Source organism: Neisseria sp. HMSC70E02 (genome assembly GCF_001838645.1).
Lineage (GTDB): Bacteria > Pseudomonadota > Gammaproteobacteria > Burkholderiales > Neisseriaceae > Neisseria > Neisseria macacae.
Window position 1 is genome coordinate 92105 of record NZ_KV838082.1, and the last position, 8725, is coordinate 100829.

General features: G+C 50.1%; 10 protein-coding genes and 2 tRNA genes. 10 read left to right on the forward strand and 2 right to left on the reverse strand.

The genetic code is table 11. From position 1 onward, the window contains the following. Nucleotides 1–14: 14 nt before the first annotated feature. Nucleotides 15–665, reverse strand: coding sequence for a hypothetical protein (locus HMPREF3277_RS05435; protein ID WP_246830763.1), 651 nt, complete (start codon nt 663–665; stop codon nt 15–17). Beyond that, on the reverse strand, nt 611–931 hold the full coding sequence (locus HMPREF3277_RS15575; protein WP_246830764.1) for a Hint domain-containing protein: 321 nt from the start codon (nt 929–931) through the stop codon (nt 611–613). Before HMPREF3277_RS15575 ends, HMPREF3277_RS05435 begins: the two co-directional genes overlap by 55 nt. A gap of 363 nt (nt 932–1294) precedes the next feature. Between HMPREF3277_RS15575 and HMPREF3277_RS05440 the strand changes: the two genes are divergently transcribed. From HMPREF3277_RS05440 to HMPREF3277_RS05485, 10 genes are all read left to right on the forward strand, one after another. Beyond that, nucleotides 1295–1669: a hypothetical protein gene (locus tag HMPREF3277_RS05440; protein WP_003759920.1), complete on the forward strand. Its 375-nt coding sequence runs from the start codon at nt 1295–1297 to the stop codon at nt 1667–1669. Between the two features lie 118 nt (nt 1670–1787). Then, on the forward strand, nt 1788–2498 hold the full coding sequence (locus HMPREF3277_RS05445; RefSeq protein ID WP_070870282.1) for a hypothetical protein: 711 nt from the start codon (nt 1788–1790) through the stop codon (nt 2496–2498). Nucleotides 2499–2624: 126 nt separating this feature from the next. Continuing rightward, nucleotides 2625–2954 (forward strand): tetratricopeptide repeat protein, encoded by a 330-nt coding sequence (locus HMPREF3277_RS05450; RefSeq protein WP_246830765.1) that lies wholly within the window; start codon nt 2625–2627, stop codon nt 2952–2954. Nucleotides 2955–3058: 104 nt separating this feature from the next. Beyond that, nucleotides 3059–3568: a DUF2199 domain-containing protein gene (locus HMPREF3277_RS05455; RefSeq protein ID WP_070870283.1), complete on the forward strand. Its 510-nt coding sequence runs from the start codon at nt 3059–3061 to the stop codon at nt 3566–3568. 7 nt (nt 3569–3575) lie between these two features. Further along, complete coding sequence (locus HMPREF3277_RS14890) at nt 3576–3860, forward strand: hypothetical protein (RefSeq protein WP_070870284.1); 285 nt, start codon at nt 3576–3578, stop codon at nt 3858–3860. A 43-nt stretch (nt 3861–3903) separates the two neighbouring features. Beyond that, the gene (gene ubiD, locus HMPREF3277_RS05465) at nt 3904–5382 is read left to right on the forward strand and encodes a 4-hydroxy-3-polyprenylbenzoate decarboxylase (RefSeq protein WP_070870285.1); all 1479 of its coding nucleotides are present in this window, start codon (nt 3904–3906) and stop codon (nt 5380–5382) included. A gap of 116 nt (nt 5383–5498) precedes the next feature. Continuing rightward, nucleotides 5499–6023 carry a GNAT family N-acetyltransferase gene (locus HMPREF3277_RS05470; protein WP_070870286.1) on the forward strand — a complete coding sequence of 175 codons (525 nt, stop codon included), beginning with the start codon at nt 5499–5501 and terminating at the stop codon, nt 6021–6023. A 384-nt stretch (nt 6024–6407) separates the two neighbouring features. Further along, nucleotides 6408–8396, forward strand: a complete 1989-nt coding sequence (locus HMPREF3277_RS05475; RefSeq protein ID WP_070774262.1) for a monovalent cation:proton antiporter family protein — start codon at nt 6408–6410, stop codon at nt 8394–8396. A gap of 72 nt (nt 8397–8468) precedes the next feature. Beyond that, a tRNA-Val gene (locus tag HMPREF3277_RS05480) sits at nt 8469–8544 on the forward strand. A gap of 32 nt (nt 8545–8576) precedes the next feature. Then, a tRNA-Asp gene (locus HMPREF3277_RS05485) sits at nt 8577–8653 on the forward strand. Nucleotides 8654–8725 lie beyond the last annotated feature (72 nt).

Below are 8725 nucleotides of genomic sequence, written 5' to 3' on the forward strand. Positions count from 1 at the left end.
TGCAAACAGCGGCGTTATGGTTGCCCGCCGTCGCGGATTACCGGGCTGTCCACCCGGCTGCGCCGCTCTGTGCCGCAGTTCTGGTTGTGTACCAAGATACATTGATAACCGACGCAATAGGTGTGGTAATCCTCAACCTCAATGTTATAAACCGTGGTGCGGTAGCGGCGGTAATGCCGTTGTCCGTCCTCATCCACATACAGCAGGTTCTCGTCGTTCGGCACATCCGCCCAATCCAATGTCGGGCAATTCAGCGATTCGTCAGTTAGAACCATCTCATAGCTGTTGCCTAAATCCGACTCTTTCCAGCCATAGGCCAGATTGATCGGCTGCGCCCAAGCCTGATCGGTATCGCGGTAGACATACAGCGGGCGGTAATCCTCCACCACATAATACTTTTGACAACCCAACACCACGTCGCCCCGCTCGAGCTGGTCGGCGTGCTTCCACACCGGCTGTTCGTACAGCCGCATTTCGTAGGGGGTTTTTTCAAAGGCCGATAGAGCGTCGTATTTCTCCCAGCCGTCCGGCCCGTTGAACATATCGCTGCTGTCGTAATCGCAGCCCTTCCAATAAGCGCCGAGCTTGCCAAACTCCGGATGCTCAAGAATCAGGTTGGTGATGACGCCATACACGCAGAACGGGTGATTGGGAGTAGCAACCAATTCCCCTCCCCCCTATTTCTTTTGGGGAATTGGGAAAATCTTAACATCACCACTTCTTTGTCTTCATAACGGAAGGTGTTCACCACCCGCTTGGGCACCGCCTCGCCGATGCCGTTTTCCGGCCGCGACATCACCAAATCGCCCACCTTCAGTTCGTCTATCGGCGTCCAGCCTTCTTCCGTTTCTACCAAAGTGCCCTTTATAAAGCAGCCCATGCCGGAGGATAGGGCGTTTTCTACGGCGTGTTGTCCATTCAATTTGTTCATATTGTTTCCCGAAATTGTGTTTTTAAAAAGTTTCTGATTAAAGGAGATGGCTATATAGACACCTCGTATCACTTGTAAGGTCGTCTGAAAACGGATTTGGGTTTTCAGACGACCTTTTTACATTATGCCGCCAAACATAGTTAAAAAATCATGCAGTAATCTTCAAAAATCTGATAGAAGGTATTTCCATATTATTCCCTCAGCAATTGCTCAATATGCATATTTTAAATGAGAAAATATATTTATGGCTGACAAAGACCGTTTTCTTGATAATAATATTGACCCTGACTCAGAATGAATCGAAAGCATAAAAGGTCGTCTGAACGCCAATCGTTTCAAACCATCATCTAAGGACATTCATAAATGGTACGCCTTGCCTCATCCCTATTATTGCTCATCACCGGCCTTTCACTTACTGCCTGCGGCTCTAGCATTGATTACGACCGCCAAGGATTGGAGCGCAGCCAACAAATGTGGCAGCAGCGCTTGGACAGCCTTCCAATCGGCGCAACTGAAGCGCAACTGCGCGACTGGCAAAACAAATACGGATTAAAACTGGCGTTTCAAGAACCTGACCATTATTACAGTTCCAACCTGCCCGAAGGCCATTTCCCCGTAAAAAAACATTGGTCCAAATTCAGCCCTTGCGATGCTTTTTTCTTATCTTTGACCATCCAAACCAATGAGCAAAAGCAAGTGGTTAAAAAAGAACTGAAAGCCTTGGGCAGCTGCATATAAACTGTCTATGATTCAGTTCGTCTGAAAACCAAAATCCGTTTTTCAGACAACCCGGACTTCGGATTTAAACTTTATCCATCATCAACATAAACCAACGCTCATCAATAAAGACTACAACATGAATTATCGCGAAATTATTAACGAACTAAATGAAAACCTACATGCATTTCCCGAAGCTGAAACCGTGTTTTCCGAAAAACAGCCATGGTTGAAAGAACATTTTCTGCCTTGTATCAGTATCGACTTAGTGGAAATCAATCCCGAATGGAAAGGCATAACGCTGCATTTGATCAATCCGCAGGAACCGGGCGACGGCTTAATCGGCGAGCTGACGCAGTTCGCCCATAATGAATTTATCGGAATTAACTGGCTTTCATTCCGCTTGACTGAAGACAACCGTTACGAATTTTTGGGTGACGAGCGTTATTTTCTCCGCGGTCCGGCCAACAAACATTTGCTGACCGATCCGTATTTGGAAAAATATTTTGCCGAAAACCTGAAAAACTATGCCGAACATAAAAAAGCATTTCAGGAAAAAACAGGGTATTACGGTGGAGAGCCCTATTACAGCGAGTATGACGGATTATTTCTGAACAGCTTGGGTGGAGAACGCATTGAAAGCAGCAACTGGTCAACCTCAGACGACATCCCGTCTGCTTACAAAATGACGCAAGACGAAGACGGGAACGTCACCATTACCCACAATGGCAATCGTTTTTACCATATCGCCTCAGCTTGCGGCTATTCCTATTCCCATGGCGCAGACAATATTGTCATGCTGTACGAGCCGATCAGCAGACTTGTTCTATTTACTTACGATTGGACATAAACCATGAGCGAATTAAACGACCAACCCTACGACACCATTTGCCGGCTTTGCGAACAAGGCGACACGTTGGCGGAAGACGGGCAATACGCCGAAGCACTCGACCTCTATTGGCAGGCATGAGATTTGTTGCCCGAACCGAAAACCGACTGGGAAGCGGCAACATGGATTCTGGCAGCCATCGGCGATGCGGATTTCTTGAGCGGCGATTTTACCGCCGCGCACGAGCATTTAAGCCACGCCATGTATTGCCCGGACGCAATCGGCAACCCGTTTTTGCATTTGCGTTTAGGACAGGCGCAGTTTGAATTGGGCAATATGGAACGCGCCGCTGACGAGCTGATGCGCGCCTACATGGGTTTGGACGGCGAAGCGTGGCTGGACGAAGACCCAAAATATCTGGATTTTTTAGCCACCGTGGCAGAAGGCATTGAAAACCATAGCCGAAAAAACCACTAGTGCAATATAGGCTGCGCCCTGTTTTTCAGACGACCCAGACTTCAAACCAGCTATAAAAGATCGTCTGAAAACCAGCCCCACCTAAAACTCAAAAGGAATCCATCATGTACACCTGCACTTCCTGCGGCGAAAAACATGAAGACATGCCTGCGCTCTGTTTTGCCACTCCCGATCCCTATAACCAACTCAGTGAAGAAGAACGCATTGCTTATCAAGCGGAATGTGATTCTGATTTCTGTATCATCCGCTATCCCGACCAAACCGACCGTTTTATCCGCGCGGTGTTGCTTATTCCGATTATCGGGCATGAGGAAACGCTGGAATACGGCGTGTGGGTATCCGTCAGTGAAAAGAGTTTTAACGACTATCAAAGCGACTTTCACGACAATCCGGAAAACGTCGTTTATTTCGGCAGGATATGCAACCGGCTGCCCCCTTACGAATCCGACACCTTCGGCCTGCACTGCAATGTCGTTACCCAGTCCGACAACCGGCGTCCCCTGCTGCAACTGCATCAAGGCAGCGAACATCCGCTGGTGCGCGACTTTTATCAAGGCATAGAATATGCCGAAGCGCATGCAAGGATAGAGGCGGCATTCGGTGCAGACTATTAAGGACCGAATGGCAAACCGCCCTCTATTGAACGAAACCATGTCCGACGGCTCCCGCCTGTTCCTGCAACTGCCGCAAACCTGCCCGCCGTCGAGCCTGTTGCGGCAAATTGTCCGCTTAGGCGGAATCCTTACCGCCTTCGTTTATGATGAAATAACAGGCGAAACGTGGATAGATTTCTGCTACAAGGGCTGGAAGTTCAGTATTCACAATCCATATAGTGAATATTGTTTTTTTGCCGAAAACAGCGAATGCCCCGAAGCTATATTGCAATCTATGATTCAGGTCGTCTGAAATCCAAAGTCCGGTTTTCAGACGACCTCAAATAAGGATCAACATGAAATACAAAGACCTACGCGACTTCATCGCCATGCTTGAGCAGCAAGGCAAACTCAAACGCGTCGCGCATCCCGTTTCCCCGCATTTGGAAATGACCGAAATTGCTGACCGCGTGCTGCGTGCCGAAGGGCCGGCGTTGCTGTTTGAACACCCAATTAAGCCCGACGGTACGCGCTACGATTATCCCGTATTGGCAAACCTGTTCGGCACGCCCGAACGCGTGGCGATGGGCATGGGCGCGGACAGCGTGTCCAAGCTGCGCGAAATCGGGCAGACGCTGGCGTATTTAAAAGAACCCGAACCGCCCAAAGGCATCAAAGACGCGTTTTCCAAACTACCGCTGTTGAAAGACATTTGGAGCATGGCGCCAAACGTGGTGAAAAATGCGCCGTGTCAGGAAATCGTGCGGGAAGGTGAAGACGTTGATTTGTATAAACTTCCGATTCAACATTGCTGGCCGGAAGACGTTGCGCCGCTGGTAACATGGGGCTTGACCGTCACGCGCGGGCCGCACAAAAAACGCCAAAATCTCGGCATTTACCGCCAGCAACTCATCGGCAAAAACAAGCTGATTATGCGCTGGTTATCGCATCGCGGCGGCGCGTTGGATTATCAGGAATTCCACAAACTCAATCCCGATACGCCGTATCCCGTCGCCGTTGTCCTCGGTTGCGACCCCGCCACCATTTTGGGCGCGGTAACGCCCATTCCCGATACCTTGAGTGAATACCAGTTTGCCGGACTGCTGCGCGGTTCGCGGACGGAACTGGTGAAATGTATCGGCAGCGATTTACAAGTGCCCGCCCGTGCCGAAATCGTGCTGGAAGGCGTCATCCATCCGAACGAAACCGTGCTGGAAGGCCCGTACGGCGACCACACGGGCTATTACAACGAGCAGGACCATTTCCCCGTGTTCACGGTCGAACGCATTACCATGCGCGAAAACCCGATTTACCACTCCACCTACACGGGCAAACCGCCCGATGAACCCGCCGTTTTGGGCGTGGCGTTGAACGAAGTGTTCGTACCGCTCTTGCAAAAGCAGTTCCCCGAAATCACCGATTTCTACCTGCCGCCCGAAGGCTGCTCCTACCGCATGGCGGTGGTCAGCATGAAAAAACAGTACGCCGGACACGCCAAGCGCGTGATGATGGGCTGCTGGTCGTTCCTGCGCCAGTTTATGTACACCAAATTCATCATCGTGGTGGATGACGATGTGAACGTGCGCGACTGGAAAGAAGTCATATGGGCAGTAACCACGCGCATGGACCCCGTGCGCGACACCGTTTTGGTGGAAAACACGCCCATCGACTACCTCGACTTCGCCAGCCCCGTCAGCGGACTCGGCGGCAAAATGGGCTTGGATGCGACCAACAAGTGGCCGGGCGAAACCGACCGCGAATGGGGACGGGTAATCAAAAAAGACCCTGCGGTTACGGCTAAGATTGATGAGATTTGGGGGGAATTGGGTTTGTAAACCAAAGTGCAGGCTGTTTTTTGCACATTCAAAACCAGAAGCAGCCTGCACTTTGCTAAGGTCGTCTGAAAGCAGCGTTTCAAAAAATTTCCAAACAATATTAGGCATTTTTGAGCATGGAAACACTAAAAACAGTCCGCCTAATCCTCCGCTCTTGGACGCTGACCGATGCTGAATCGGTGTACGAACAAGCCCGCAACCCTAAAATCGGAGCGATGTGCGGCTGGCCTCCTCATACCAGCATGGAGGAAAGCCGCGAAATTATTGAACACGTCCTCCGCAAGCCGCATAGTTTTGCCATTTGCTTGGAAGATAATCAAGCGATAGGCAGCATCGGCCTACTTTTTCAAAACGACAGCAATCTGCCGATGAGCGACCGTGAAGCGGAAATAGGTTATTGGCTGGGCGAGGATTTTTGGGGAAAGGGTTATGCAACCGAAGCGGTGCAATCGGTGGTTGCCTATGCTTTTGAGGAATTGTCTCTGGTGCGGCTTTGGGCTGTGGCTTATCAGGAAAATACCCCTTCGCAACGCGTGCTGGAAAAATGCGGATTTTATCCTCATCACACTGAAGAACACTTCTTTTCCAAGCCGACGGGTGAGACGCATAGGGCGGTAATATATGCGCTGGAGAAAGAGTAGTCGTCGGAATGTACTCGTAAAGCAACATATCTTGCTTGTTTTAAACCGCATTAAGCACTAAAAGGGTCGTCTGAAATCAAGTTTTCAGACGACCCTTTTAACCGATAAAACTTTACAATAACTTATCTAATTATTGCATGTTGCCGATACACCCCTGATTTAAAACTCATTCACTCTGAAGCAATCGCCCCGCCACCAGATACCCAAATCCCACTGCCGATATTTCGAACAGCATTTTTTTGGCTATATAAAGCATTACTTTACAGATTTTTTGATATAATTTTGACTATCCGTTTAGATAACCCGTTGATACCACCCTCTGCGTGTTTTCAGACGGCCTATCAAAAATATAACTTGTTTTCCAAATAAAAGGCCGCCCGCTCTATGCACGAAACTTTTTCCCTCGCACCCATCGTTATCGTCCTCCTCGTTTCCGTCATTACGGTGATTTATTGCCGTAAATTCAATATCCCTTCCATGCTCGGTTATCTTTTGGTCGGCTTTATCGCCGGTCCGGGTATGTTGAAGCTGATTCCGCAAGGCCATGCGACTGATTATCTGGGCGAAATCGGTATCGTATTCCTGATGTTCAGTATCGGTCTCGAATTCTCCCTACCCAAGCTCAAAGCGATGCGCCGCTTGGTGTTTGGTTTGGGCGGTTTGCAGGTCATTGTGACCATGCTGTCGATTATCGGCATTTTGATGCTGATGGGCGTCAGCTTTAATTGGGCGTTTGCCGCAGCAGGGGCGATGACCATGTCGTCCACGGCAATCGTCAGCCGCATCCTGTCCGAAAAAACCGAATTGGGACAGCCGCACGGTCAAATGGCGATGGGCGTCTTGTTGATGCAGGATATTGCCGTCGTACCGCTGATGATCCTGATTCCCGCGTTGTCAGGAAAGGGCGATGAAGGCAGCTTGGGAGCGGCGCTCGGTCTTGCCGGATTGAAAATGCTGGTCACGCTGGGCGTGTTATTCGTCGTCGGCAGCAAGGTGATGTCGCGCTGGTTCAGACTGGTCGCCAAACGCAAGTCGTCTGAATTGTTTATGATCAACGTCCTACTGGTAACCTTGGGCGTAGCTTATCTGACCGAACTGGAAGGCTTGTCGATGGCATTGGGCGCATTCGTCGCCGGTATGCTGCTTTCGGAAACGGAATACCGTTTCCAAGTGGAAGACGACATCCGTCCGTTCCGCGATATTCTGCTCGGCTTCTTCTTTATCACGGTCGGCATGAAACTGGATATCCAGGCTTTAATCGGCGGCTGGCAGCAGATTCTGATTTTGCTGGCAATCCTGCTGGTATTGAAAGCATTGGTCGTCTTCTTTATCGCCTTGCATATGAAGCATCCGATTGCAGACAGCTTGAAAACAGCCCTCTACTTGGCACAAGGCGGCGAATTCGGTTTTGTGATGTTAAACATCTCCAGCAAAATGAATATGGTGTCGCCCGAGCTGGAGCAGGCAGCTACGGCAGCGATTCTGTTGTCCATGATTATCGCCCCATTCATCTTGGGCAGCAGCGATGCCATCGTCAGCCGTTTTGTCAAATCAAGCTGGGATATGAAGGCATTGGATTTGCACAGCATGTTGGTAGAAACCATGAGCAAATCCGACCACGTCCTGATTATCGGTTTCGGACGCGGCGGTCAGACCGTCGGACGCGTCTTGGCTCAGGAAAACATCCCCTACTTCGCCCTCGACCTTGATATCGGCAGGGTTCAGGTGGCACGCAATGCGGGCGAGCCGGTTTCGTTCGGCGATGCCAAGCGGCGGGAAGTCTTGGAAGCCGCAGGTTTGGAACGCGCCAAAATGGTGGTCATTACCCTGAACAATATGCACGAAACCCAGCATGTTCTCGACAATATCATGTCACTGCATCCGAGCATGCCCGTGTATGTTCGGGCGACCAATGACGATTACGTCAAAATCTTCACAGATATGGGCGCAGAAGAGGCAGTATCCGATACCAAAGAAACCAGCTTGGTGCTGGCAAGCTACGCCATGTTGGGCAATGGCGCGACATACAGCCATGTTTATCAAACCATTACCAACATACGACACAGCCGCTACGCCTCTCTGGAAGGCTTGTTTGTCGGCAGCGATGATGAAAACGGATTCGGTGAAGAAGGCAAATCCATATGCCGCCACGCCTTCCCTCTGACAGGCGAAGCCTACGCCATCGGCAAGACCATCCGTGATTTGCCTTTGGATAACGCAGGCATCAAACTTCTATTTATCCGCCGAAACACAAGCAGGATAGAAAACCCCGACTTGGATTTCCAGCTTCAACCGAATGATATTTTGGTCGTCGCAGGCAGACAGGAGGAAATTATTTCTTTTGAAAACTGGAGTTTGCAAGGAAATACCTAATACACTGAAAAATAAAGCTTGCGCGGCGGATGCTTTTTTGATTTAATAGCGTCTTCGCAAATACAGCGACAAGGGTGATTAGCTCAGTTGGTAGAGCGTCTGCCTTACAAGCAGAATGTCGGCGGTTCGACTCCGTCATCACCCACCAGGTTTCCTTTCATTGTTGCAAAACAATGATGCGCGGTGGTAGCTCAGTTGGTTAGAGTACCGGCCTGTCACGCCGGGGGTCGCGGGTTCGAGCCCCGTCCGCCGCGCCAAATTTCAAAAATACTGACATCGTCGGTATTTTTTATTTTCGGGTGATTAGCTCAGTTGGTAGAGCGTCTGCC

Excerpts from the sequence above, each read along its gene's own strand:
- HMPREF3277_RS15575 (WP_246830764.1), bottom strand. The coding sequence starts at position 931 with ATGAACAAATTGAATGGACAACACGCCGTAGAAAACGCCCTATCCTCC.
- HMPREF3277_RS05440 (WP_003759920.1), top strand. The coding sequence starts at position 1,295 with ATGGTACGCCTTGCCTCATCCCTATTATTGCTCATCACCGGCCTTTCA.
- HMPREF3277_RS05445 (WP_070870282.1), top strand. The coding sequence starts at position 1,788 with ATGAATTATCGCGAAATTATTAACGAACTAAATGAAAACCTACATGCA.
- HMPREF3277_RS05455 (WP_070870283.1), top strand. The coding sequence starts at position 3,059 with ATGTACACCTGCACTTCCTGCGGCGAAAAACATGAAGACATGCCTGCG.
- HMPREF3277_RS14890 (WP_070870284.1), top strand. The coding sequence starts at position 3,576 with ATGGCAAACCGCCCTCTATTGAACGAAACCATGTCCGACGGCTCCCGC.
- ubiD (WP_070870285.1), top strand. The coding sequence starts at position 3,904 with ATGAAATACAAAGACCTACGCGACTTCATCGCCATGCTTGAGCAGCAA.
- HMPREF3277_RS05470 (WP_070870286.1), top strand. The coding sequence starts at position 5,499 with ATGGAAACACTAAAAACAGTCCGCCTAATCCTCCGCTCTTGGACGCTG.
- HMPREF3277_RS05475 (WP_070774262.1), top strand. The coding sequence starts at position 6,408 with ATGCACGAAACTTTTTCCCTCGCACCCATCGTTATCGTCCTCCTCGTT.